Raw genomic sequence first — 22,417 nt, 5'->3', positions numbered from 1 at the left:
CAAAAAAACATAATCACTCCTCCCTCTTTTATGACTTTTTTTCCCCCCCCGGCTGCCGGTCCCCGGCCCCGCCCCCGGCGCCCCCGGGGGCGCCCCGGGCCCCGCCGCGGTAGCTCTTAAATAAAATCTGTGCTTGAGGCCGGCTGCTGGCTCTACGCCTTCGGCTCGGTCGGCTCTTCGGGCGGGAGCGGCGGGAACGGGTCGAGCGGACCCTCGGGATCAGTCGGCTCCGTCGGATCGTTCGGGTCCTTGGGATCGGTCGGATCCGTGGGGTCCGTCGGATCGGTGGGATCAGTCGGGTCCGTCGGCTCGTTCGGCTCCGTGTTCGGCTTCGGCTGAGTCGCCCAGACAGCAGCGGCAGCGCGCGACGCATCGGCCGCATCGGTCTGCCGCTCGAAGTTCTTCAGATCAGCGGTATAAGCCTTCGCCACCTGCTCGACCTGGCGGGACAACTGCTTGTGCACCCACACGGCGTACGCCTGGGTGCGGGCCTCGATGAAATTCTTCAGTTCCTGCATCTGGGCGGGAGTCATGTCGTCCTCCGGTGAGCTGTTCGGGGTGAAGTCCCCGCGGGCGATCGCGGCGCGGGCGGCCGGTCCTGGGCAGTCGGTCGGGTCGGGCCGGACCGCGGAGTGCGGCAGGATCGCCGTACCGCGGGGGAAGGATCGGCGGAAGTCGGCGACGACGCCGCGCACGGTCGCCTTCATCGCGCTCGACGGCTGCTCGCCGGTGACCAGCACCAGCAGGATCGCGCCGTACTGCTGGTTGACCGTCGCGTCGCCGTTCGCGCCCGACTGGGTGCGCAGGCCGCGCAGTACCCACGCGCGGCCGGACTGGTCGACGGCGACCTGGTAGGCGATGTCGGACCAGCCGCGATCGTCCATGTGGAAGGCCTGCCAGCCGCGCAACGCGGACGCGACCGAGGCTTGGCTGTGAATGGGACTGGTGGATCCGGTTCCGGGCCAGTGGATCGCAACGCCGCGCACCCGCGACGCGACGAGTTGTCCGGGCCCGGATCTGGGCGCACGGGCACCCCACGCGGAGCGTGGGAGGTAGACAACCATCGGGACTCCTTGCAGCATTTGGCGGTGCGAGCCCCACCCCTCCGGCGACAGGGAGTGGCGGTTCCCCTACTTTCGGTGAGCTCCACCGTACTCCGCGTTGGAACCCACCGCACCCGGTGCCCGCGAAGCCTTCAGGAACCTACCCACCCGCCACCCTTCCAGTCGAGCGCTATTGCCTCTTCGTATCACTCATTTGACACCGGCGAGCAGCGGTAGCAGCTGGTCGCCGATCCGGATGATCTCCTCGCGGTACGGGGTGTCGCTCAGGATGAAGTGCGTGATCCCGAGGTCCTGATACTTGCGCAGCGCCTTGGCGACGTCCTGCGCCGACCCGACCAGCCAGGTGGTGCCCGCGCCTCCGCCGCCGTATTTGCCGGGGGCGGTGTAGAGGATGTCGTCCAGTACGTCGCCGCGATCGGCCAACTCAAGCAGCCGTTGCTGCCCGACCGCCTTGAAGCGACGCTCGTCGCGATAGGTGCTGGACTCCGCCATCTTGGCGACCTTCGCCTCCGCGTCCGCCCACGCTTCCTCGGTGGTGTCGCGGACCAGCGTGGTGATCCGCAGCCCGAACTCGAGCGGCGCATGCTCCCGACCGAGCTCGGAGGTCAGACCCTTCAGTCGCTCGATCCGCTCAGCGATGCCGTCGAGCGGCTCGCCCCAGAAGAGCTGCACGTCGGCATCGGTCGCCGCGACCCGCTCAGCAGCAGCCGACGCGCCGCCGAAGTACAGGCGTGGGTGTGGTCGCCCTTCCCGGACGACCGGCCGGGTCGCGACCGTCGATCCGGTCACGGAGAAATGCTCGCCCGCGAAGGTGACATCCTCCTCGGTCCACAACCGCCGGACCAGCTGCAGAAACTCCTTGGTCCGCCCGTACCGCTGAGCCTGATCGCCCTCACTGTCCCCGTATGCCGCGAGGTTGTCCTGCCCCGACACGATGTTGACCAGCAACCGCCCACCCGACAACTGGTCCAACGTCGACGCCGCCGAGGCGAAATGCGCCGGCTGCCAGTACCCCGGCCGGATCGCCACCAATGGCTGAAACGACTTGGTCCGAGCCGCCAGCGCGGTCCCGACCGTCAACGTGTCCGGCCGCCCCCACCCGGTCCCGAGCAGCGCCCCACCCCACCCATGCTTCTCGGTGAGCTCGGCCAACTCCGTCAGCCGATCCAGACTGTTGTGATCCCGCACCGCATCATCACCACGATGCCCGGGCTCGACCTGATTGGGGATGTACCACAGCGTCTCGAGGCTCATACCCAGCAAATCTATTCCTACGAACTTAGTGCACTTTCGCCGTCTCACTCATCGGGCAGAGTGCTGGCGGCCGGCGCCCTGAGTCCGTCGAGCGCGATGGCGATGGTCCGGCGCCATTGGCCCTCGCCCCGGGTGGCTCCGAGACACTCGACTCCACCGATCGGCGCGATCGAGATCAGTACAACGTCCCGCCAGGTCACGTCGGCCCGCAGTACGCCGTGCTCCTGCGCGCGGCGCACGAGTCGATCGATCGCCCCCGCCAGCACCGTACTGCGCTCCGCCACCTCGGGCGGGAGTTCGTGCGAGTCACCGCTGGTCAGTTCCGCGAGGCCCAGATTGGCCAACTGGGCTTCGGTGTAGGCGAACAGAAAGCTGGACAGGCCGGCCCAGGGATCCGGATCCTCCAGCGCAGCCTCGGCCCAGGCCTGGATCTCCGCCAGACCGTCGAGCAGGACGTCGGTGACCAAGGCCTCCTTCGACCCGAACCGCCGGTACAGCGTGCCGACCCCGACTTCGGCGCGTTCGGTGATGTCGGCCGTCGACGCCTTCAGGCCGTGCTCGGCGACGGCCGATCGAGCGGCTTCGATCAGGCGCAGCCGCTTGCGCCGCGAGTCCGCGCGCTCCTTCGGAGCCTCGCCGGTCACCGTCTCTGCCATGGACGAATCGTAGCTCAGCGGAGAGCTGCTCTCCCAAAGGACGATATAACTCCGAACGGAGGATGTCCCTCCGTTCTCTGTTAGGTTGGCTCCATGACCTCAACTGAACTGCCGGCGTTACTCATCTACGGCGCCACTGGCTACACCGGACAGCTGATCGCGGAGGAAGCCTCTCGCGCGGGCCTGGACTTCGCCGTCGCCGGCCGTGACCGCACCAAGGTCGAGAAGCTTGCGAACCAGCTCGGCGTCCCCGGCCGGACCTTCGCGCTCGACGACCCGTCGACCGTCCAGAAGGAGCTGCAGGACTTCCAGGTCGTGCTGAATGTCGCTGGTCCGTTCAGCCAGACCGCGGAGCGGCTGATCGATGCAGCCATCGCGGCGGGCGTGCACTATCTCGACACCACCGCGGAGTACGCGATCTTCGCTCTGGCCGAGGAGCGATCCGCCGCTGCGGCGGAGGCCGGCGTGATGCTGGTGCCGGGCGTCGGCTGGGACGTAGTACCGAGTGATGCGGTGGCCGTGCACGCAGCGGGCCGAACACCGCGACCGGTCGGACTCCGGGTGGCGCTCAAGGTGACCGGCGGGTTCTCCCGGGGCTCGGTCTCGAGTGCCGCGGGGATCGCTGATCTGATCGGGTTGGTCCGTTCCGACGGAGAGCTCGTACGCCGCGCCGACGCGGCGCCCGTCGGCTTCGACCTCGGAGCGGGCATCGAGGACTACGTGCCGGTGCCGATGGGCGATCTCATCACCGCCTGGCACTCGGTGGGCCTGCGAGACATCGAGGTCTTCATGCGCTCCGAAGGCGCGATTCCCACGCCTGGTGAGGAACTGCCCGATGGCCCGACGGCCGCGGAGCGGAACGAGGGCCGGTACTGGGCGCTCGCCGAGGTCACCGACGCCGACGGCAGCGTCGTCCGCTCGGTCATCGAAACCCCGACCGGCTACACGTACACCCAGCTCTCGGCGGTCGCAGCTGCCCGGAATGTCCTTGCAGGGCAGCATTCCGCCGGCTTCCAGACCCCGTCGTCCGCCTTCGGCCCAGACTTCGCCGTCAGCATCTCCGACACTCACATCACCGACCTCTGAGGAAGAGCACCATGCGCTACACGACCTTTGGACGACGCTCGGGCCTGCGGGTCTCCGAGTACGCGCTCGGGACCGGGAACTTCGGAACCCAGTGGGCCAGCGGCACCGATGCCGGCGACGCCCGCGCGATCTTCGACCGGTACGCCGAAGCCGGCGGCACGTTCCTGGACACCGCGGGCATGTACCAAGCGGGGGAGTCCGAGACGATCCTCGGCGAGCTGCTCGCCGCTGATCGCGATCACTTCGTGGTCTCGACGAAGTACGGCGCGAGCGACGCGGCCCAGCCACACGTCTCGCGGACGGGCAGCGGACGGAAGAACCTGCTCGCGTCGGTGGAGGCGAGCCTCAGGCGGCTGCGTACGGAGTACGTGGATCTGCTCTGGGTGCATTTCCCCGACGGCGTCACGCCGATCGACGAGATCGTCCGTGGGATGGACGATCTGGTCCGCTCGGGCAAAGTGCACCACGTCGCGCTCTCCAACTACCCGGCCTGGCAGGTGTCCGCGGCCGCCACCCTCGCGGACCTGCGCGGCTGGTCGCCGATCGTCGGCATCCAGACGGAGTACAGCCTGATCGAGCGCTCCGCCGAGCGCGAACTCCTGCCGATGGCCGAAGGACTCGGCCTGGCCGTCAACCTCTGGTCACCCCTGTCCGGCGGCCTGCTGACCGGCAAGTACCGCACGGGTGGCGAAGGCCGCGCGACCGACCCCAGCCGTTTCGTGACACTGGAGTCCACGGACCAGCGCACCGCCGTCATCGACGCAATCCTGACCATCGCCGACGAGACCGGCGCGACCGCCGCACAGGTCTCCATGGCCTGGCTCCGCGAACGAGGCACCCGATCGGCCGCCGCCCTCATCCCGATCATCGGCCCCCGCACACTGCCCCAACTCGACGACTACCTAGCAGCCCTCGACGTGACCCTCACCGACAAGCAGTACGCCCACCTGGACGAGGTCAGCGCCATCGACCTCGGCGTACCCCACGGAATCAACGCGGCCATCCGCGGCAACCTGCTCGGCGGCGACCCGAGCCGTTTCGTCGAGCCCCTCACCCCGATCGTCTGACCCAGAAAGCAAAGCGGCGACCGCCCCGAACCTCCGGGGACGGCCGCCGCTTGTCGGACGAAGCGTCAGAACTCAGACGTCGTAGTACAGCTCGAACTCTCACTCCGTGGTTGGTTGTCGTTGGTCGTTCACGGTCTCCGCCTCTGACCTGCACATTCTCTGTTGAATGCTGTTGAACACCGATGGTCGTAAACGGTCCTCGCAAGGACTATCTGAGGACTGTCGGTTGCCCAGAGCAACAAGAATGAAGCGGCCCCCGCCGGTGCTAGAACACCGGACGAGGGCCTAGACCCGGAAGTGAGCTCCGAATCATGAACGCATCATCTCGTACCGAAGCAATCAAGTCCGCACTGGACTCGCTCGAGGCGCACGAGGGCCCCCTCTCTGCCCGCGAGCGTCAGTTGTGCGGCACCCTGCTCTACGGCTTGTCGGCAGCTGGCCAGCTGCACATGCCCTCCCCTGAAGCCAAGGGCACTCCCTCAGCGAGTACCCCCTCCCCTGAGGACAGGGGTACGCATCGGATGCGTACCCCTGTCTCCGACGAAAGGGGGTCCACGGTGATGGACACCCAGCGCATCGAGGCGATCCAGCGGATCATCGCCGAAGAGGAGTTCGCTACCGAAGCCGTGAGCAAGATCTGCGAGGTCTTGGCGCCGACGAGCATGGCCGATATCGCGACGGAGATACGGTTCCTGGTCGCCGCTCTCGATACGATGGTCGCCGCCGAGGGTGTGTCTACAGAACACACCCCCTCCCGCGGCCGGATCGAGTTCGCGGAGACCGTCATCGAATTGACCGAGCAGTGAGCACCGAGCGTGTAGTCGTCGTCCGATCCGAGTTGCAGCGGATGATCAACGAAGCTGAGGGCATCTCGGCAGCAATCCGGCGGATCCTCGAGCGGCCCGAGCCGCGGCCCGTCGAGAGCGACGAGAAGGGCTGGCCCAAGCTCGGCTCCGAGCAGGAGCGCCACGACGATCTGGAGCAGCCGTAGCACCGCGCTGTAACGGATCGTGACCGGTCACGATGTACCCAGCTGGGGGTACACATGCGAACAGCAATAGGGGCGGCCCTGCTCGTCCTGACCATCACCGGCTGCGGTTCTGATCAGCCGGCAGCCCAGACAAGTCCCGCACCCACCGTCACGGTGACGAAAGTCGTTACGCCGGTGGGGCCCGACCTGGAGAAGTGCCGTGCCGCTCTCCGCGGCGACTACGAAACGGGGTGGACAGCCAGTGCGGACCCGTGGCCGCCGTCAACTCGAAAGGCTGTCTGTTCGGGTATCGACCGGACAGCATTAAAACGCCTCATGGATGAAGCGGTCGACGACATCATGAACGGGACGCCCGGTCCCGGCTAGGCAACACAACGATGGCCCCCTGCAGCAGATCGCAGGGGGCCATCGTTGTCTGTGCCGCTACCGTCTTCCGGTGGCGTACTCGAGCGCCTGACGGTCATCCAGGGTCTTCGCGCGGGCATCGATCAGGCCGGTCAGTCTGCCCTCGTTGACGCTCACGTCCACCCTGGAGACTGCCGCGGCAATCGCCCGCAGGTCACGGGCATCCAGCTTCATCACTACCGATCCGCCGATGCCCGAGGCGCTGGAGCCCATGAAGGTGCCCGGGTTGGGGGTGATCCACCCAGGCTGGGATCCCATGGTGAGGATCTCCGGGTGGTGCTCGCCGACGAGGTAACTGGAGTTCGCGCCGACGTACCCGCCGCCTGCGCGCTTGCCGCTGAGCTTCACCCCGTACTGGGCGTTCGCTGCGCCGGCGCCGATCTGGTTCGCCTGAGCGTCCAGGTTCGCCTGCGCCTTGTTCAATGCAGCGACGAGGCCAGCGCCGCCTGCGAGGATGCCCTGGGCGATCGCTGAGCCCTGAGCTGAGCCTTTGCCGATGATCTGCGAGATGAGATCCTCGGACAGCTTCGCTTTCCGTAGAGCGTCGAGCAGGGTGCGGAACTTCGCCAGTTGAGCGCCTTGCTGCTGCAGGCCGGCGAGGAGACCGCTCCCGGTCATGGAGGTCTTGAACAGGTCGGCGATGTCCGCCTGGCCCTTGAGGCTTTCGGCGATCTGGCCCGCCATTTCGACGGCGGCCTTCTGCTGCTCGACCAGTTGCGCGATGGCTTCCTTGTGGAGTTGCGCGGCCTTCGCTGCGGCTTCCGCGCGGATCCGGTAGACCGCGTCCGCGTTGTTCGATGCCTTCGTGGCTGCGGTGACCTTGCCCTTCGCCACATACAGCTGATCCTGGAGCCGGATCGTGTCTCGCTGCTCGCGGCGGATCGTCGCCTCGGAAGCACCCTGCGCGCGCAGTTGCGCGACGTAGCGCTGCTGCAAGGTGATGGCCCGCTGGATCTGGGCGACCTTCAGTTTCGCGGCTTGCTCGTTCGCGTCCGCACGGGTCGCGGTTTCGCGCGCCGCATTGGCGGATGCGTTCGCCTTGTTCACCGCAGACAGGGCGCCGGAGTAGTTGATCCCCGCCAGCGGGTTGAATGGGATGTTCAGTTGGCGAAGGATGTACGCCGGGTCAACCAGCCGCCCACTGGGCACGCCGCCCCCTGTGGCGAGGCCGATCGCACCACCGTAGCGGTACCCCTTGAGCGCACTCTTCGGGATGCGACGGTTGTTCAGCGCGTTCATGACGTCGACGCCGTAGTAGTCCACTGCGGCGACCTGCTGCATGTACTCGCCGGCGGTGGCCATGATCGGGATGTTGTCGGCGGTGGACGAGGGGCTGTAGCCGCCGATCTGCCCACCGGCCGCGTGCCCTACCGCGTGCCCGCCGCCCGTCGTGGTCTGTGTGCGGATGGTGCGCTCGGTGGTGGTCTTCGTGGTGTTCAGGTTGACGTTAACCGTCTTGCCGTGGAGGGAGTCGATGGCCGCCTGAGCTTGTCGCTGAGCCGCGAGTAGTTGATCGATGCGCGCTTGAAGCGTCGCCTTCTTCGTCTCCTCCAGCTTCGGGTTCGCCAAAGCCTTCTGGGCCGCGGCCAGTTTTGCGTCGAGGTCAGCCTTGTTCGCCTTGAGTTTCGCCTCACGCGTCACGTTCGGGATGTCGATCAACGACTTCGCCATCGCCTTCGCCTGCGGGACCGTGTAGCCCATCTGCGTCGCGAGCTTGACGAACGACGCCTGAACAGTGGTCGCCGTTGCCGCGACCGTCGCATTGCCCTTTCCGGCCTTGAGCATTGCATCGGTCTGCTTGTTGGCCGCGTCGGCGATGTCGAGGAGCGCGGTCTTGTTCGCGCGGCCCTTCTCGTTGGTGATGTCGTGAGTTTTGCCGTTCTCCTTGATCGCTTCTGAAGCCTTGTCGATCGCCGCCTCTACGGCGATCTGCGAGCCGGCCAGGTCGAGCGCGGCGCCAGACGCCGCGTGCATCTTGGTGATGACGTCCTGCAGGCTCTGAGCCTGAGCCTGGAAGGCCTCGTTTGCCTTCTTCACCGCCTCGGCCTGCAGTTCCTGAGCACTCTTGTTCTCGGTCGCACCCTCGGCCGCATACTTCTGGAGCTTCTGGGCCTCAGTGAGTGAGCCGTTCATGCCGGTCAGTTCCTTGATCAGCGCGTTCGCCGCTTCGCCTTGCTCGTTGAAGCGGGAGACGCCGGACTTCGCGCCGGACCCGGCGATGACGTTCGCGTCGGCGACCTTGGTCAGAGTGCCGACGATGCTGTCCAGTGCCGATTGGTTGCCCAGGGCGGCGTCAGTGACCGAGGACAGCGACAATCCGAACGACTTCGCCTTCTCCGACAAGCCCTTCTGCGCGAGCTCGTTCGAGACATAGGCCCTGGTGTTGCCGGTGATCGCGCCGGTGGTCTGGTCCAGGGTGTCCTGGAACTCCTGCACCTTCCGCTTGCTGTCGGCGGACTGCTTCGCGAAGGCGCCGAACACCACGGCGGCGGTGGTGAGCGCCAGGCCGAGGCCGCCGAGACCGAACTTGAGGCCTTTGCTGACCCCGTCGAGCTTCTGCAGCGCGCCGCGGAGATCGCTAGCAGCCTGCACGCCCTTGATCAGGCCGGCCGCACCCAGGCCACCGGCCGCGAGCAGACCGGTCAGTGCCAGAGCGCCCTGCTGCACCCAGCTGGGCAGATCCGCCAGGGCGGACACGGCATCGTCGGCACTCTGGACCAGCGACCGCAGCGGACCGTTCGCACCTTCGCCGAGCTTGATCAGCGCCGTATCGAACGCACCACCGAGGCGCTCCAGGTCGCCCTTCAGGTTGTCCGTCTTCAGCGCCGCGGTCTCCGCCGCGTAACCCTGGTCATTGACCTTCGCGGTCCAGTCCGCGATCCCGCCGGCACCGTTCTTGTAAAGCACCGAAGCAGCCCGGATCGCGTCGGAGCCGAAGATCGTCGCCAGTGCCGCGTCCCGCTGCTGCTGCGAGAGGCCACCGAGCTTGGTCTTGAGTTGCTCGGCGAGCGGAGCCAGGCCGACGAAGTTGCCCGTCGCGTCGTATGCCGCGATACCGAGATCCTCGAGAGTCTGGGCAGCCTTGCCGGACGGGTTCGCCAGCGCCAGCAGCATCGTCTTCAGTGACGTGCCCGCATCGGAACCGATCAGGCCGGCCGAAGCGAACGCCGCGAGAGTGCCGGTGGTCTCCTCGATCGACAGGCCCATCTGGGCCGCGACGAGACCGCCCTGCTTCAGGGCCATCGCCATGTCCGACACTTCGCCCTGCGCCTTACCGGCCGCGGCAGCGAGAAGGTCGGCGATGTGCGGCACGTCCTTGCCGGCAAGACCGAACTGGGTCATCGCCGTTGCGGCGATCTCCGCCGCATCACCGACCTGCAGCGACCCGGCAGCGGCGAGGTCGAGGGCACCCTTCAGTCCGCCGCCGAGGATGTCCTTCGTGGACACGCCCGCCTTGGCGAGGTTCTCGATCGCCGTCGCCGCTTGGGTCGCAGAGAACGTCGTCTTCGCGCCCGCGTCCAGTGCTGCATCCCGCAGGGCCTGCATGTTACCCGCGGTCTCATGGGTCGAGGCGCGGACCTTCGACATCGCCTGATCGAAATCAGCGAAGTGCTTCACGGCCAGGACGCCGACAGCACCGGCAGCGAGGCCGACACCGGCGAAGCTGCGCGCCATCGTGTCGAGGCTGCCCTTGTTCTTCTGTGCGCCCTGCTGGACGCTGTTGGTGAAGTCCTTGGCTTGGCTCGAGGCCTGGCGGAGGCCGGCTACGAAGCCTTCGTTTCTCAGCGTCAGCTTCACGCTGACAGTGCGGTCACCCATGTCGGTTCTCCCTGGTGCGGAAGAACCGAGATCCCCCTTACGGGGCCCTCAACCGGGACTGGCTTTTCTCGGTTCGGTCTGTTGTTATCCTGGTTCGTGCTTCAGTTGAGCGTCACGTTGAGTAGCGGTATATGCCTCGAATGGAATCTCTGAACCCTCCACACCTCAGAGAGCCCTCTCCGGCGGTTCCCATTCGGGCCCGTTTCGGGGTCACCCCCCACCCCTTCGTCACCGTGAGTGATGCCTGCGAGATCCGTTGGGTGTCGCTACTACCGACACCCCTGTGCGGGGTGCAGCTGAGTGAGCCTGCACCCCGTTGGCCCCTACTGGCCGACTGCGATGATCGAAGCCGCGGGGATGAGCCACGTGACCGGGCCACTGTCGGTCAGCTTGACCAGACCGCCTGGGGTGCCCGGGTTGGCGCCGGGGTTCGTCAGGCTGCTGGTGTCGACAGTGCCGGTGAGGGTGCCTCCACCGACGAGCATGATCTTGGTGGTGGAACCGCTGGCACCGATGAGCGCTCCCGCGATGCCGTAGTTGGAGAGGTTCGGGCCGGTGATGGGTAGAGCCGCCATGGTGTTGCTCCGTTTCTAGGTTGGGTTCAGTGCAGGTACTGCTTGCCGGTTGGGTCAGGCGACCGCACGGGCCATCTCTTCGGCCGTGCTGATCGCGGCGTCGGGGTCGCGACGACCAATGCCGTGCTGGTGCTCGAGCTGCATGAACTGCTCACGCCGGCGCTGGGCCTCGCCATGGCTGGCCATCGAGCAGCCAAGAACGGTGAGATTGGTCCAGCTGTCGATGTCGGTCGGGTGCAGGTTGGCGCGGACCGCGGCGCGGATCGCAGAGATGCTCGCGGTCTTGGCCGGGTCGAGTACGAGCCACAACGGCTCGCGGCCGAACGTCTCGTTCTCGCCTGTTGCGACAGCGAGTGCGGCGCGGTACTGGCTGCCGACGGTGAGCGCGGCTGCGAGCTTGAGGAGTTCCTTGTGCGCCTCGAACTCATCAGGCGCAGTGTTGACGTCGATGGCGTGGGGTGCGGTGGCGGCGAGCGCGGCGAACCGTTCGGCGCGTTCGTTAAACCAGTCGGCGAGCGGTCTGGCGTAGCTGTTGGCGGCGTCGAGGGCGCAGCGGATCCACTCGAGCTCAGCCCGGTCTGCGAGGGCTGCGGCGACGTCCGCGGTGTGCTCATGCTCGACCCGTGCGCGAGCAGCGTCGTTGACCCACTTGGCGACCTTTGCCGGGTCGGTTGGGTCAGAGGTGATCTTCGGCGCAGCGTTGCGGGCGAGATCGGCCGCGGCCTGGTGGATCGCGGCGTTCTGCTCGTAGCCGGCGGGCAGTTCCCAGCCGCCGAATCTTGCGATGGCCAGCACGGTGTGTGCGTGCTCACGGAACCGTGCGAGTTCAGGGTTGTTGTTCATCGGTAGCTCCTTGTCTAGAGGGACTTGAACTGCTCGTTGTAGGGGCCGCCGGTACGGACGTCGTGCACGTCGTACCAGCCGTCCCCGAGGGGGGATGGCAGAATTTCCGCGAGCATGTCGGCGAAGGCCGAGACTCCGTCCGCCGGCGCCGCAGCCGAGACCCCGTGGCTACCTTGGGAGAGGTCTGGCTTGGGTGTACCCGGCTGGTCCTGGGCAGGCTCGCTGGCCGGTTCGGATGCTGGGTCGAGCTGAGGGCTCAGCCATGCGGCGAACTGGTCGCCTTGTTCGGTGGCCATCACTCGGCTCCTTTCGTTGGTGGTGCTGGAGGTAGAGGTGCGGTGGTGTCGAACTGCTCTTCGAGGGCGGTGGTGTGGGCTCGTGTTCGCATGGACTCGGCGGCTGCAGCCCACAACGGCGCCGAGGGATCTCCTGTCTGGGCTCGCCGGTCGGCCTCGGCCGTCATCTGCTCATACGCTGAGAGAGGCGCCTCCATGCCGGGGATGACCACCTCTGTCGCCTTCACGCGTTCGCGCAGCCATCGCCTGAGTTCCATGACGGCGCTTACCCGGATGTCGTCCGGCAGGGCGGCTATGGCGTCGAACTTCAGGTCGTCGCTCATGACGCCTTCTGGTCTTGGTGCCGCCAGCAGATGGCAGCGGAGTTGATGCGCTGTAGTCGCGTGCAGTCAGGGCACTCAGGAGCCGGCTCGGTCAGCGTTCCCCGTTCCCCGACCCCTGTATGGGGAACACGGGAACGCCACTCCCTGAGCGCTTCTGCTGCTCGATCAGAGCGCCAGTTGAGTCGCGTCTTCACGTCCCGGACTGAGCTCGGCGGCGGGTCGAGGCGGTCGAGTGCGTCGAGATCTGCGCGAGCTACGGCACCTGGCGCCCTGTCTCCCAGCTCCGGTGCTGCGATGTGCCACGAGGTAGAGCCGTCATCCTCAGCAGTGAGGATGAACGTCCCTGCGTACGCTTCGCCGCCATCCGGTGCGGGGCACCATCGACGCAGGCCGCCGTGCCGGTCCTTGTGGACTGTCAGAGCCGCTCTCCCCCCGCGTCCGGGGGTGAACGGATCCTTGCATGACACCCGGATGGACACGCCACCCACCGCGCGGCGCTTGGCTGCCGTTCCCGTGGGACCAGAAGCCCTGCTCTCGGTGTTCTTCGCAAGGTGGTCGATCCCGACCACCGCTGCCCCTGCCTTGGCCAGGGGCTTGAGTACGCGGGTGTTCACGGCAGTGAAGTCGTCCGGGCTGTTCGAGCTGTAACCGAAGATCGGAAGTAGCTCACCGACGCTGTCGACTATGGCCACCGCGGGGCGCCACTCAACAACAGCAGCAATGACAGCCACGAGGTGGGACGCGTCGTCAGGTTCGACGTACCGGAAGCGATCGAGATCCATCAAAGCGCTCACGGGAGCACCGAGCATGGTGAGCCGGTCGATAGTGGCCTCAGGCCCGTTGTGGTCCATGTCGAGCACTAAGACGCGCCGGCCGTGATTCAGCGCCTCCACGCCTGCAGCGAGACAGAGCCAGGTCTTACCGCTCTCGGGGTCGCCGAACACCATGTTCGTCTGTCCGTCGTAGAACAGCGCATGCCCGTCAGAGCGGTGCGCCAGCGAGGGTGCGGGCGGATCCGGAAGGCCTCCGTCGAACATGGCTGCAACGTCGTAAAACAGACCCAGCGGGGGCTGTTCCCCGTTCCCCACATAGGGGGCGGGGAACGGGGAACGCTCTTGTTCCCGTGTTCCCGGAGCGTTCCCGGGGAACGGGGAACGCTCGGAGAATGCGGACCCGGTGAAGTCGTCGGCGAAGTCGACCACCTACGCCACCTCCCTCAGTACGTCGACTACCTCAGGCGACAGCTCAGCGGGCGTCGCGGCGAGCAGTCCTGCATGCAGGCGGCACCGCTCGATGTCGGCTCGTAGACGGGCGTCGCGGTCTGCCCGTTGCTGGTCTCGGATGGCGATTTCTTCGGGGGTGGCGTACTTGTCACCCATGAAGTCGTCCGGGCGCGAAAGGCATTGCTTAAACTGCGCAGCACGGTGAAGGAAGTAGCCGGCACTCGCCTCAGCGAGAGCGTCGGTCATCACTCGAGCCTGGAAGTGCAGTACGTAGCCAGGCGACATAAGCCGGTCGGCAGCTTGGCTACGGCGACTGTCGGACATCCGCGCTACATTGGTGGGGATCTCCTGGCCGGTGATCCTGGACGCCGTTTCCCCTGGGGGGCGGCGTCTTTCGCTTGGGCTAGGCGACATCCAGGTCACCGCCGCGCCCGCTGTCGGCGAACTGCTCGTCGACGAAGCGGACGACCTCCGACTCGCGGTACACGACGCGCTTGCCGAGACGTGCGGACGACGGTCCAGTCCCGCAGTGCCGCCAATACCGAAGGGTGTTCACGGGAACCCGTGTCAGCTCGGATACCTCGTCGAGGGTGAGCAGGCGATCCATCATTCGTTGACCTCCGTTGACTATTGGTTGTTGCCAACAGTGGCGGACGGATGGCATGGTTGTCCCTGTCAGCCAAGAGTCCTCTAAATGGCAGGGTCAAAATGAGTGAGCGCCGCATGAAACACACGTCGAGCCTCGGTGACGTTGAGCGCGTCGGTGACGTGGTCTTCCCGAGGAAAGTGACGTACACGCTCTACGGCGGCGACGAGCCTGAGATCACGACCCACTTCGAGATCCGAGAGGGCCGCCCCGAATTGGTCGAACTCATCGTCCGGGCGAAGCCGAAGGGGCGCGGACTTCGGGCCAGCGACATGGACCTTCTGCTCGAGGCGCTCGTATCGGCCGCATTTGCCAAGGTCGCGTTACTTCCGAGGACTGACGAAGAGGGCGCGGTTCGAGGGATGACCCCACCCCGTGACGATCGGGAGCGGTGGCAGGCCAAAGGCGCTGCGGGCTCCGCACGGCCGCGGCGGCAGCGGCAGAGCCGGCCGATTCCTCAGGCGGAGCTCGAGGAGGTGGCGCGGATCTACAAGGACAACCTCGCAGGCAAGCCCACGGAAACGGTTGCCACGTTCCTCGGCTATTCGATGCGAACGGCCGCACGGCGAGTCAAGCAAGCGGAAGAGGCGGGCCTTCTTCCGCCAACCGAACCCGGCAAGAAGCGGGGATAGCGCGTCATGGCAAGCATCAACAAGCGTCCGAACGGTAAGTGGCGGGCCCAGTACTACGACGCTGCGGGAAAGCAGCCCACCCGTCATTTTGATCGGAAGGCCGACGCGCGGCGGTGGCTCGATGAGGTCACGGCTGCTGTCGTCACCGGCACCTATGTGGACCCGAAGAACGCCAAGACCACCGTGGGGGAGTGGTGCGCGACCTGGCTTGCCGGGTACGCCACCCGTAGGGCGTCGACCGTCCGGCAGGCGAAGACGCATGTGGCCCAGATCGAGAAGGCGTTCGGCACGCTCCAGCTCGGCCAGGTCCGGCCGTCCGCGGTCCGCAGTTGGTGCGCCAAGCTGAAGGCTGACGGCGCGGCCGACTCGTACGTCTACGCGTTACACGCTCGGCTGAGTCAGATCATGAGTGACGCCGTGCATGACGGGATCCTGGCCAAGAACCCATGCAGCCGGCGGACCTCGCCAGGCGCTGGGAAGCAGCGTCCGTACTGCGCGACCACCGAGCAGGTGTGGAGCCTGTACGACACGTTCCCGGCGCACCTGCGGCCCGCCGTCCTGCTCGGCGCGTTCGTCGGTCTGCGGACAGCCGAGGCGTGCGGGCTGAAGACCGGGCATGTCGACTTCATGCGCGGCATCGTGAACCCGACCCTGCAGTGGCCTGCCGACGAACTGAAGACCGAGACTTCCAAGACCGCCGTGCCCATCCCTGCCGAGCTCTCCCTCCAGCTGTCCGCAGCGGTGGCGGAGTGGGGGAGTGACTGGGTGGTGTCGGATGGCGGGGGAGGCCAGGCGTCACCGTGGTCCATCGACCGGGCGATGCGTACGGCACGCAAGAAGGTGACTGGTCTGCCGGCGGAGTTCCGGTTCCACGATCTGCGCCACTACCTGGCGTCCCTGCTGATCGCCAGCGGTGCCGACGTGAAGGTGGTGCAGGCGAGGATGCGCCACGCATCGGCCAAGACGACACTCGATACCTACGGGCATCTCTGGCCGGACGCAGATGAGTCCACCCGCGCCGCCGTCGGTGCTGTGTTGGCGGCCCGGATGGACTCATCGAATGCTGCTAAGGACTCTGCAAGGACTGAGGGGGCGTCGAGATGACGTTCCCGCAGGTCAGAGCAGGGTTACCTGCTACACGTCGTAGTACAGCTCGAACTCGTGCGGGTGCGGGCGGAGCTGGATCGGGAGGATCTCCTGCTCGCGCTTGAAGTCGATCCAGGTCTCGATCAGGTCCGCGGTGAACACGTCGCCCTCGAGCAGGAAGTCGTGGTCGGCTTCCAGGGCGTCGATGACGGCCGGGAGGGAGGTGGGGACCTGGCTGACCGAGGCGTGCTCCTCCGGGGGGAGCTCGTACAGGTCCTTGTCGATCGGGTCCGCGGGCTCGATCTTGTTGCGGATGCCGTCGATGCCGGCCAGCAGCTGGGCCGCGAAGGCCAGGTACGGGTTGGCGGACGGGTCGGGGCAGCGGAACTCGATCCGCTTGGCCTTCGGGTTGGAGCCGGTGATCGGGATCCGGATGCAGGCCGAGCGGTTGCGCTGCGAGTACACCAGGTTGACCGGCGCCTCGTAGCCCGGCACCAGCCGGTGGTACGAGTTGACCGTCGGGTTGGTGAAGGCGAGCAGCGACGGCGCGTGCTTCAGGATGCCGCCGATGTACCAGCGGGCCATGTCGGACAGGCCGCCGTAGCCGGACTCGTCGTAGAACAGCGGCTGGCCGTTGCTCCACAGCGACTGGTGGCAGTGCATGCCCGAGCCGTTGTCGCCGAAGATCGGCTTCGGCATGAAGGTCGCGGTCTTGCCGGCCTCCCAGGCGGTGTTCTTGATGATGTACTTGAACTTCATCGCGTCGTCGGCCGCGGTCAGCAGCGTGTCGAAGCGGTAGTTTATCTCCGCCTGGCCCGCGGTGCCGACCTCGTGGTGCGCGCGCTCGACGGTCAGGCCGCTGGCCTCGAGGTGCTTGGTCATGTCGTTGCGCAGGTCGGCGAAGTGGTCGACCGGCGGGGCGGGGAAGTAACCGCCCTTGTAGCGGACCTTGTAGCCGCGGTTGCCACCCTCTTCGACCCGGCCGGTGTTCCAGGCGCCGGCGACGGAGTCGATGTGGTAGTAGCTCTCGTTCTGCTTCGTGTCGAACCGCACGTCGTCGAAGACGTAGAACTCGGCCTCCGGCGCGAAGAACGCGGTGTCGGCGATGCCGGTCGACTTCAGGTACTCCTGCGCCTTCCGCGCGATGTTGCGCGGGTCACGGGAGTAGGCCTCACCGGTCAGCGGGTCGTGCACGAAGAAGTTGACGATCAGCGTCTTGTCCGGCCGGAACGGGTCCAGGTACGCGGTGGTCGGGTCAGGCAGCAGGGACATGTCCGACTCGTGGATCTGCTGGAAGCCCCGGATCGACGAACCGTCGAACTGGAGACCGTCCTCGAACACCTCCGGACCGAACGATCCGACCGGGACGGTGAAGTGCTGCATCGTGCCCGGCAGGTCACAGAACCGGACGTCGATGAAGACGACACCCTCGTCCTTGACGTAGGCGAGCAGCTCTTCAGCGCTGGAAAACATACAGACTCCTCGGGGTGGCTCAGAGATTGTTCTGAACGTAGGCCCTGCCGATTACTCGGCCGTGACCCCAGTGTTTCGCGGATGTTACGCCCAGCGTGTCCGCGCTGACCCACTGGTGGCGGCGGGTAGGGGAGTGAGATCCCGGACCGCCTCGGTAGCCTGGTCATCATGGCATCATCTGCTCAATCCGGCGCAGGACCCACCGGAGATTACCGATATCCGGGCAATCGGCTCGGGCTGCCCGAGCAGGGCTCCGGCTCGGTCGCGGGGTGGGGCCGCCGGTTCGTGGCGCTGTTCGTCGACTGGATGATCGCCGGCCTGATCGCGTCGGCCGTGGTCGGCAAGCCGATCTGGGCCGGAGGCAACGACTTCAACACCGCCCAGCTGGTGATCTTCTTCGCCATGTCGGCGATCCTGACCGGTCTGGCCGGCGCGACGATCGGGCACCGCCTGCTCGGCCTGCGGGTGATCCGCACCCAGACCGGCGGCACCGGGTACGCCGCGCAGGTTGGCCTGCTGGGCGGGGCGATCCGGACTTTCCTGCTCTGCTTGGTGCTCCCGGCGATCATCTTCGACAAGGAGCACCGGGGCCTGCACGACCTGGCCGCCAAGACCATCGTCGTACGCCGCTAGCTCAGCCCAGCACCCATTCGTCGTCGGCCAGCAACGTCACTTCGCCCCCAGGAGTCTTGGCGGTGACAGTCAGCCCAGCACCGCCGACCACCACATCGGTGTGCACACTCGACGCGTTGAGCCCGACGGCGTACCGCTCGTCCGTCCCCAACTCCAGCCCACCCGGTACTGCGAACGCGAAACTCTGCCCCCAGGCGACATGGCAGCCGGCGTTCTCGTCGTACAACGTGTTGTGGAACACAGTGTTCGCCTGTGCGATCCGAGACTCGCGATCGACCAGGGCGACTTCACCCAGGCTGCGGGCACCATCGTCCGAGTCGAGTTGGGCCCTGGCGATCTCCCCACCGGTATCGGCCGCGACCTCAGTGATCCGGCCGCCCTCGAAGGTGAGCCGCAGCCCGTCGACCAGTTGCCCGGCGATGACCACCGGCTTGGTCACCCGCAGTACGCCGTCCGCGCGGCGGCGATCCGGACTCGTGAAGACTTCCTCGGTCGGGATGTTCGGCATGTAGGTGTGACCTGCGCCGTCGGTGAGGGAGCCACCCGTCCAGCGGCAGTCGGGGATCAGGCCGACGGTCAGGTCGGTACCGTCACCGGAGTACGTGAGCTCGCTGATCTGCAGCGCGTCGAGACTGGCCGCCCGGGCAGTCAGCGTCGCGGCGCGCTCGCGCCACGCTGCGACGGGATCGACCTCGTCCAGCCGCATCGCCTGCGCGACCGCGGCCCAGAGCCGGTCGACGTCGGGCTCGCCGTAGATCTGCTCGGCCCAGCCCGGGTTCGGCGCCGCGACCACGGTCCAGCGCCACTTGCCGGCCATCACTGCTTCCCGCCGGGCTGTCATCTCGGCTTTACGGACCGCAGTCACCTTCGCGGGCTCGATGCCCACGAAGAGGTTCGAGTCCGGCGTACCGGTGAGGTCGATGGTCGCGATGCCCGCGTCGATCCACTCACGAGTGCGCTGCAGCACCCAGGGCCGGTCCTTGCTCAGCGTCGCCACCGCGGCATGGGTCAACGCGGAGCGCCGCATCGGCCCGTCGGTCCAGAGCACCTCGACCCAGCCGGCGCCGGCCGCATAGGCCTGCTCGACGACGGCCCGGGCGACCTCCAATTGGGCGATGTCGGCGCTGAGCACGACACCCTGGCCAGGCTGGACGTTCACGCCGACCCGGACCACCAGGTCGGCGAACCGGGTCAGCAGGTCGGTGGTCATCGGCTCAGCCGAAGCGCTTGGTGAGCAGGATCTGCACGTCGTCCAGGTAGCCGGCCCGGAAGCCGGCTTCGGAGTACGCGAGGTAGAACTCCCACATCCGCCGGAAGGTGGCGTCGAAGCCGAGCGCGGCGATGGCCGGCCAGTGCTCGATGAAGCGGTTGCGCCAGATCCGCAGCGTGCGGGCGTAGTCCATCCCCATGTGCCGCAGTACCTCGGTCTGCAGGCCGGTGTGCTGCGCGGTGACCTGCTCGATCACGTCGACCGACGGGATCAGGCCGCCGGGGAAGATGTACTTCTGCACCCAGGTGAAGGTGTTCCGGGTGGCGAGCATCCGGTCGTGCGGCATCACGATCGCCTGGATGACGGCCTTGCCGCCCGGCGCCAGCCGCCGCTCGATCGCGTCGAAGTAGACCGGCCAGTACTTCTCGCCGACCGCCTCGATCATCTCCACGCTCAGTACTGCGTCGAAAACGCCGATCTGGTCGCGGTAGTCACGCAGCGCGACCTGCACCCGGTCGCTCACCCCGGCATCGGCGATCCGGCGCTGCGCCAGCAGGGCCTGCTGCGACGCGATGGTGATCGCCGTGACCCAGGCACCCCGCTGCGCCGCGCGGATCGCGAGGCTGGCCCAGCCACAGCCGATGTCGAGCACCCGCGATCCGGACACGACACCGGCCGCGTCCAGGATCGCGTCGAGCTTGCGCAGCTGGGCGTTGGAGAGTTCGTCGTACGACGCCGTCGCCAGATCCGACTCGGGCTGCTGGTCGAACAGCGCGGCCGAGTAGGTCAGCGACGGGTCCAGGAACTCCGAGAACATCGCGTTGCTGAGGTCGTAGTGGCGGCTGATGTTCTCCCGAGCGCCGGCCCGGTCGTTCTCCTGCTCGCCCGGCTGCGAGCGGGTCACCAGCCAGCGCAACGACTGGGCCCACTTCGGCACCAGGTGCCGGTCCTGCTCGGAGTTGAACCGCTCAGCGAACGGCAGCAGCAGGTCGGCCAGGTCGGTGCCCGGCTCCGGGTCCCAGTCGCCGGCCAGGTAGGCCTCGCCGAAACCGGAGCCCGCGTCGTTGCCCAGCCGGTCCAGGAACGGTCCGGAGCGGTGCACCCGCATCGCGGGGCCGCCCAGGCCGTAGCTGCGGTTGTCGATCGTGATCGTGGCCGGCAGATCCCGCGCGATGAAGCGCAGCGCGGCGTGCGCGCCGGCCCGGCGTACCGGGTTGGAGCGTGGCGGTGCCAGCGATGGCCACGTCTCCACGGCAGGCTCGTGCACCGCGGTGTATAGATCCGTCATCTGGCTACCCCTGGTCTTGATCCCGTCCCTGGTCGCACCCTAAGGCCGGTGGACGGCCTCCGGGCGCGACACGAGGAACAGAAGTCCTCACGCCAGGGAAAACGGCCCTGGGGCCTGTCGCGTTACGGCGAGTTTGCTCAGCGGCCCTTCATGGCCTGCCGGGCGCCCTTCATGTTGGTCGGCACCGGGCCCTTGGGCATCGGCACCTGCGGCCGAACGGCGTCCAGCGCCTTCAGCCGCTGGAGCAGGTCGGTGATCTCCGACGGCTGCAGCGACTGCGGGAGCTTCATCACGTGCTTGGTCAGCTTGCGGATGTCGATCTCACCCTCGCCCTGACCGGCCATCACCTGGATCACCGGCGCGCCGCCGGCCACCCGGCTGTGCTTCTTGCCCTCGGCCGCGAGCAGGTTCTTCACCCGGCTGGCCTGGCCCTCGCCGACCAGCACGATGCCCGGCCGGCCGACCACGCGGTGCACGATGTCGGCGTTCTTGGTGACCGCGACGGCGGGCGTCACGTTCCAGCCCCGGCGCAGCGTCTGCAGCGCCGACGCGGCCGCGCCGGTCTGGCCCTCGATCTGGCTGTACGCCGCCTTCTCGACCCGGCGGCCGAACACGATCGTCGCGCCGAGGAAGCCGAGCGCGACGCCCAGCGGGATCCAGATCATCAGCGGGCCGATGAAAATACCGCCCGCGACGAACAGGGCGACCACGCCGAGGAAGATCCCGGCCAGGATCAGGCCGATCCGGGGATCGGACTTCTTGGTCAGCTGGTACGCCGACCGGATCTGCTTGAGCCGGCTGGTCTTCTCGGCGGGCGCGTCGTTCTTGGCCATCTCTACCTTTGTCCGTGTCTTCTGCGGTCCGGGCTAAGCATCCTGGGAGGCCGACGACATGCGCGACTCCACAGCCTGACGGTACAGCCGACCGGCCCGGTACGACGAACGCACCAGCGGACCGGACATCACTCCGGCGAAACCGATCTCCTCGGCCTCTTCCTTCATCTCGACGAACTCCTCCGGCCGGACCCAGCGCTCGACCGGGTGGTGCCGCACCGACGGCCGCAGGTACTGCGTGATGGTGATGATCTCGCAGCCCGCCTCGTGCAGGTCGGTCAGCGCCTGGCTGACCTCCTCACGGGTCTCGCCCATGCCCAGGATCAGGTTGGATTTCGTCACCAGGCCGTAGTCGCGGGCCTGGGTGATCACGTCGAGCGACCGCTCGTAGCGGAAGCCCGGGCGGATCCGGCGGAAGATCCGCGGCACCGTCTCGATGTTGTGCGCGAACACCTCGGGGCGGGACGAGAACACCTCGGCCAGCTGCTCCGGTACCGCGTTGAAGTCGGGCGCGAGCATCTCGACGCCGGTGCCGGGGTTCATCGCGTGGATCTGGCGGATCGTCTCGGCGTACAGCCAGGCGCCGCCGTCGTCGAGGTCGTCACGGGCGACACCCGTCACGGTCGCGTAGCGCAGCCCCATCTTCACCACGGACTCCGCTACCCGGCGCGGCTCGTCGCGATCAAGGTCCTGCGGTTTGCCGGTGTCGATCTGGCAGAAGTCACACCGCCGGGTGCACTGGTCGCCGCCGATCAGGAAGGTGGCCTCACGGTCTTCCCAGCACTCGAAGATGTTCGGGCAGCCGGCTTCCTGACACACCGTGTGGAGCTCTTCGGACTTCACCAGAGCCTGCAGTTTCTGGTACTCCGGGCCCATCTTGGCGCGGGTCTTGATCCACTCGGGTTTGCGCTCGATCGGGGTCGCCGCGTTGCGCACTTCGAGTCTGAGTAGTTTCCGTCCTTCTGGAACGATCGTCACGCGGACCAGAGTACGCGGCGCTCCCGATGCCCCGGT

General features: G+C 67.1%; 23 protein-coding genes. 7 read left to right on the top strand and 16 right to left on the bottom strand.

The genetic code is table 11. The features are described from left to right. Positions 1–152 precede the first annotated feature (152 nt). The 3 genes from AB0P21_RS07090 to AB0P21_RS07080 all read right to left on the bottom strand — a co-directional run bounded on the left by AB0P21_RS07090 (position 153) and on the right by AB0P21_RS07080 (position 2,974). Positions 153–1,064 (bottom strand): peptidoglycan recognition family protein, encoded by a 912-nt coding sequence (locus AB0P21_RS07090; protein WP_363694390.1) that lies wholly within the window; start codon positions 1,062–1,064, stop codon positions 153–155. Between the two features lie 189 nt (positions 1,065–1,253). Next, positions 1,254–2,318 carry an LLM class flavin-dependent oxidoreductase gene (locus AB0P21_RS07085; protein WP_363694388.1) on the bottom strand — a complete coding sequence of 355 codons (1,065 nt, stop codon included), beginning with the start codon at positions 2,316–2,318 and terminating at the stop codon, positions 1,254–1,256. Between the two features lie 44 nt (positions 2,319–2,362). Continuing rightward, positions 2,363–2,974, bottom strand: a complete 612-nt coding sequence (locus AB0P21_RS07080; RefSeq protein WP_363694387.1) for a TetR/AcrR family transcriptional regulator — start codon at positions 2,972–2,974, stop codon at positions 2,363–2,365. Positions 2,975–3,067: 93 nt separating this feature from the next. Here AB0P21_RS07080 and AB0P21_RS07075 point away from each other — a divergent pair, with 93 nt between their 5' ends. The 4 genes from AB0P21_RS07075 (at position 3,068) to AB0P21_RS07060 (ending at position 6,118) form a co-directional block, all read left to right on the top strand. Further along, positions 3,068–4,060, top strand: coding sequence for a saccharopine dehydrogenase NADP-binding domain-containing protein (locus AB0P21_RS07075; protein ID WP_363694385.1), 993 nt, complete (start codon positions 3,068–3,070; stop codon positions 4,058–4,060). 11 nt (positions 4,061–4,071) lie between these two features. Next, complete coding sequence (locus AB0P21_RS07070) at positions 4,072–5,127, top strand: aldo/keto reductase (protein ID WP_363694384.1); 1,056 nt, start codon at positions 4,072–4,074, stop codon at positions 5,125–5,127. A 557-nt stretch (positions 5,128–5,684) separates the two neighbouring features. Beyond that, positions 5,685–5,933 (top strand): hypothetical protein, encoded by a 249-nt coding sequence (locus tag AB0P21_RS07065; protein ID WP_363694382.1) that lies wholly within the window; start codon positions 5,685–5,687, stop codon positions 5,931–5,933. Positions 5,934–5,974: 41 nt separating this feature from the next. After that, on the top strand, positions 5,975–6,118 hold the full coding sequence (locus AB0P21_RS07060) for a hypothetical protein (protein ID WP_363694381.1): 144 nt from the start codon (positions 5,975–5,977) through the stop codon (positions 6,116–6,118). 423 nt (positions 6,119–6,541) lie between these two features. Here AB0P21_RS07060 and AB0P21_RS07055 read toward each other — a convergent pair whose 3' ends face one another. The 8 genes from AB0P21_RS07055 to AB0P21_RS07020 all read right to left on the bottom strand — a co-directional run bounded on the left by AB0P21_RS07055 (position 6,542) and on the right by AB0P21_RS07020 (position 14,212). After that, positions 6,542–10,342 (bottom strand): phage tail tape measure protein, encoded by a 3,801-nt coding sequence (locus tag AB0P21_RS07055; RefSeq protein WP_363694380.1) that lies wholly within the window; start codon positions 10,340–10,342, stop codon positions 6,542–6,544. Positions 10,343–10,665: 323 nt separating this feature from the next. After that, positions 10,666–10,917 carry a hypothetical protein gene (locus tag AB0P21_RS07050; protein ID WP_363694379.1) on the bottom strand — a complete coding sequence of 84 codons (252 nt, stop codon included), beginning with the start codon at positions 10,915–10,917 and terminating at the stop codon, positions 10,666–10,668. Positions 10,918–10,971: 54 nt separating this feature from the next. Further along, entirely contained in the window at positions 10,972–11,760 is a 789-nt protein-coding gene (locus AB0P21_RS07045; RefSeq protein WP_363694377.1) for a hypothetical protein, read from the bottom strand. A 14-nt stretch (positions 11,761–11,774) separates the two neighbouring features. Then, positions 11,775–12,056 (bottom strand): hypothetical protein, encoded by a 282-nt coding sequence (locus AB0P21_RS07040; protein ID WP_363694376.1) that lies wholly within the window; start codon positions 12,054–12,056, stop codon positions 11,775–11,777. Then, positions 12,056–12,379, bottom strand: a complete 324-nt coding sequence (locus tag AB0P21_RS07035; RefSeq protein WP_363694374.1) for a hypothetical protein — start codon at positions 12,377–12,379, stop codon at positions 12,056–12,058. The genes AB0P21_RS07040 and AB0P21_RS07035 overlap by 1 nt, the downstream gene beginning before the upstream one ends. Beyond that, positions 12,376–13,581, bottom strand: coding sequence for an AAA family ATPase (locus AB0P21_RS07030; protein WP_363694373.1), 1,206 nt, complete (start codon positions 13,579–13,581; stop codon positions 12,376–12,378). Before AB0P21_RS07030 ends, AB0P21_RS07035 begins: the two co-directional genes overlap by 4 nt. Further along, entirely contained in the window at positions 13,582–13,848 is a 267-nt protein-coding gene (locus tag AB0P21_RS07025) for a hypothetical protein (RefSeq protein WP_363694372.1), read from the bottom strand. It abuts the gene before it with no gap. Positions 13,849–14,005: 157 nt separating this feature from the next. Next, positions 14,006–14,212 (bottom strand): helix-turn-helix domain-containing protein, encoded by a 207-nt coding sequence (locus AB0P21_RS07020; RefSeq protein ID WP_363694370.1) that lies wholly within the window; start codon positions 14,210–14,212, stop codon positions 14,006–14,008. Between the two features lie 113 nt (positions 14,213–14,325). Here AB0P21_RS07020 and AB0P21_RS07015 point away from each other — a divergent pair, with 113 nt between their 5' ends. Both AB0P21_RS07015 and AB0P21_RS07010 read left to right on the top strand, forming a co-directional pair. Next, positions 14,326–14,880, top strand: a complete 555-nt coding sequence (locus tag AB0P21_RS07015; protein WP_363694369.1) for a hypothetical protein — start codon at positions 14,326–14,328, stop codon at positions 14,878–14,880. Between the two features lie 6 nt (positions 14,881–14,886). Continuing rightward, on the top strand, positions 14,887–15,984 hold the full coding sequence (locus tag AB0P21_RS07010; RefSeq protein WP_363694367.1) for a site-specific integrase: 1,098 nt from the start codon (positions 14,887–14,889) through the stop codon (positions 15,982–15,984). A gap of 30 nt (positions 15,985–16,014) precedes the next feature. Here the strand turns inward: AB0P21_RS07010 and glnA are convergent, their stop codons facing one another. After that, entirely contained in the window at positions 16,015–17,439 is a 1,425-nt protein-coding gene (glnA, locus tag AB0P21_RS07005) for a type I glutamate--ammonia ligase (protein WP_363694366.1), read from the bottom strand. Positions 17,440–17,607: 168 nt separating this feature from the next. On the opposite strand from glnA, the gene AB0P21_RS07000 reads away from it, so the two are divergent. Continuing rightward, entirely contained in the window at positions 17,608–18,072 is a 465-nt protein-coding gene (locus AB0P21_RS07000; RefSeq protein ID WP_363694365.1) for an RDD family protein, read from the top strand. Between the two features lies 1 nt (position 18,073). On the opposite strand, the gene AB0P21_RS06995 is transcribed toward AB0P21_RS07000, so the two are convergent. From AB0P21_RS06995 to lipA, 4 genes are all read right to left on the bottom strand, one after another. Then, the gene (locus tag AB0P21_RS06995) at positions 18,074–19,282 is read right to left on the bottom strand and encodes an aminopeptidase (RefSeq protein WP_363694363.1); all 1,209 of its coding nucleotides are present in this window, start codon (positions 19,280–19,282) and stop codon (positions 18,074–18,076) included. Between the two features lie 4 nt (positions 19,283–19,286). Next, positions 19,287–20,570, bottom strand: coding sequence for a cyclopropane-fatty-acyl-phospholipid synthase family protein (locus AB0P21_RS06990; RefSeq protein ID WP_363694361.1), 1,284 nt, complete (start codon positions 20,568–20,570; stop codon positions 19,287–19,289). A gap of 137 nt (positions 20,571–20,707) precedes the next feature. Then, positions 20,708–21,403, bottom strand: coding sequence for a DUF4191 domain-containing protein (locus AB0P21_RS06985; protein WP_363694360.1), 696 nt, complete (start codon positions 21,401–21,403; stop codon positions 20,708–20,710). A gap of 33 nt (positions 21,404–21,436) precedes the next feature. Next, the gene (gene lipA / locus AB0P21_RS06980; protein ID WP_363694358.1) at positions 21,437–22,381 is read right to left on the bottom strand and encodes a lipoyl synthase; all 945 of its coding nucleotides are present in this window, start codon (positions 22,379–22,381) and stop codon (positions 21,437–21,439) included. Between the last annotated feature and the right edge of the window lie 36 nt (positions 22,382–22,417).

The organism is Kribbella sp. NPDC056861, assembly GCF_040687575.1.
Classification (GTDB): domain Bacteria; phylum Actinomycetota; class Actinomycetes; order Propionibacteriales; family Kribbellaceae; genus Kribbella.
This window is presented reverse-complemented; position numbering and strand designations above follow the sequence as displayed.

Bases quoted from the DNA above. Each gene is read 5' to 3' on its own strand.
- AB0P21_RS07090 (WP_363694390.1), bottom strand. From the start codon at position 1,064: ATGGTTGTCTACCTCCCACGCTCCGCGTGGGGTGCCCGTGCGCCCAGA.
- AB0P21_RS07075 (WP_363694385.1), top strand. From the start codon at position 3,068: ATGACCTCAACTGAACTGCCGGCGTTACTCATCTACGGCGCCACTGGC.
- AB0P21_RS07055 (WP_363694380.1), bottom strand. From the start codon at position 10,342: ATGGGTGACCGCACTGTCAGCGTGAAGCTGACGCTGAGAAACGAAGGC.
- AB0P21_RS07080 (WP_363694387.1), bottom strand. From the start codon at position 2,974: ATGGCAGAGACGGTGACCGGCGAGGCTCCGAAGGAGCGCGCGGACTCG.
- AB0P21_RS07060 (WP_363694381.1), top strand. From the start codon at position 5,975: ATGATCAACGAAGCTGAGGGCATCTCGGCAGCAATCCGGCGGATCCTC.
- AB0P21_RS06990 (WP_363694361.1), bottom strand. From the start codon at position 20,570: ATGACGGATCTATACACCGCGGTGCACGAGCCTGCCGTGGAGACGTGG.
- AB0P21_RS07035 (WP_363694374.1), bottom strand. From the start codon at position 12,379: ATGAGCGACGACCTGAAGTTCGACGCCATAGCCGCCCTGCCGGACGAC.
- AB0P21_RS07045 (WP_363694377.1), bottom strand. From the start codon at position 11,760: ATGAACAACAACCCTGAACTCGCACGGTTCCGTGAGCACGCACACACC.
- AB0P21_RS06995 (WP_363694363.1), bottom strand. From the start codon at position 19,282: ATGACCACCGACCTGCTGACCCGGTTCGCCGACCTGGTGGTCCGGGTC.
- AB0P21_RS07070 (WP_363694384.1), top strand. From the start codon at position 4,072: ATGCGCTACACGACCTTTGGACGACGCTCGGGCCTGCGGGTCTCCGAG.
- AB0P21_RS07040 (WP_363694376.1), bottom strand. From the start codon at position 12,056: ATGGCCACCGAACAAGGCGACCAGTTCGCCGCATGGCTGAGCCCTCAG.
- AB0P21_RS07015 (WP_363694369.1), top strand. From the start codon at position 14,326: ATGAAACACACGTCGAGCCTCGGTGACGTTGAGCGCGTCGGTGACGTG.
- glnA (WP_363694366.1), bottom strand. From the start codon at position 17,439: ATGTTTTCCAGCGCTGAAGAGCTGCTCGCCTACGTCAAGGACGAGGGT.
- AB0P21_RS07050 (WP_363694379.1), bottom strand. From the start codon at position 10,917: ATGGCGGCTCTACCCATCACCGGCCCGAACCTCTCCAACTACGGCATC.
- AB0P21_RS07000 (WP_363694365.1), top strand. From the start codon at position 17,608: ATGGCATCATCTGCTCAATCCGGCGCAGGACCCACCGGAGATTACCGA.
- AB0P21_RS07020 (WP_363694370.1), bottom strand. From the start codon at position 14,212: ATGATGGATCGCCTGCTCACCCTCGACGAGGTATCCGAGCTGACACGG.
- AB0P21_RS07025 (WP_363694372.1), bottom strand. From the start codon at position 13,848: ATGACCGACGCTCTCGCTGAGGCGAGTGCCGGCTACTTCCTTCACCGT.
- AB0P21_RS06985 (WP_363694360.1), bottom strand. From the start codon at position 21,403: ATGGCCAAGAACGACGCGCCCGCCGAGAAGACCAGCCGGCTCAAGCAG.
- AB0P21_RS07010 (WP_363694367.1), top strand. From the start codon at position 14,887: ATGGCAAGCATCAACAAGCGTCCGAACGGTAAGTGGCGGGCCCAGTAC.
- AB0P21_RS07085 (WP_363694388.1), bottom strand. From the start codon at position 2,318: ATGAGCCTCGAGACGCTGTGGTACATCCCCAATCAGGTCGAGCCCGGG.